This is a genomic window from Teredinibacter waterburyi, assembly GCF_001922985.1.
Classification (GTDB): domain Bacteria; phylum Pseudomonadota; class Gammaproteobacteria; order Pseudomonadales; family Cellvibrionaceae; genus Teredinibacter; species Teredinibacter waterburyi.
The window spans coordinates 1-736 of the sequence record NZ_MRUH01000063.1 but is presented as its reverse complement, the minus strand read 5'-3'; the positions used below and the strand labels follow the sequence as shown (position 1 = coordinate 736).

Below are 736 nucleotides of genomic sequence, written 5' to 3'. Positions count from 1 at the left end.
CGATGGAGCCAAGAATTTATATAACCAAAAACTTACAGCTACGAATTCAAGAAAAACCAAAAGCTATAAACGTGAACGCTAGAATATTGTTAGCGTTTGGACGCTGTTGTGCTGATTGCTAAAGTAAACGGAGGATGCACGCAAACTGTTCGAGATCAGCTGATACTTTTACAGAAAACAACACCAATGAATTACAAGCCCTACTCTACTAGCCGTTAAGACGCATAACGCCGCAAGCAAAGGCGCGCGTTAGCGCGTCCAGCCCGCAGGGCGATTTTGCCTTGCTTTGTTATGTGCTTACTGCTGAGACTCATTAAGATAACCTTTGTATGTAGCCCACAGGCCTAAAATAATACTGCCAATTATGGCGGAGTATAGTGGTGTCGAGTAATAGATTTGATTCATGGTTTGAGCACCTTCATGCTCTATGGCCCGAACCGCCACTAAACCAGACGCTCCATAAAGCAACCAAGGTAGAGCGGCTAATACTATTTTTAGTACAGAGCTTCCTGATAAATAGCGGTACTGGAAAATCATAGCGAGTGCGGGAATAACAAACAAACCGCCAAACCAGAAGAAAACACCAAACACACCACCGAAGTGACATACGGCTATTAAAACTACTGCTATAAGTGTTACTTCCAAATTTTTCAATGCTCTGACTTCTCCTTGCACATAACGCCAAGCTCACCTGCAATTTTTGCTGTGAGCGTTTGTGTAAAATGGAGCTACGCGA

At 43.3% G+C, this 736-nt stretch carries 1 protein-coding gene; it reads right to left on the bottom strand.

All coding sequences use genetic code 11. The annotated features are described in order from the left end of the window. Positions 1-297 precede the first annotated feature (297 nt). Complete coding sequence (locus tag IDZ20_RS05775; RefSeq protein ID WP_188150481.1) at positions 298-654, bottom strand: hypothetical protein; 357 nt, start codon at positions 652-654, stop codon at positions 298-300. Positions 655-736 lie beyond the last annotated feature (82 nt).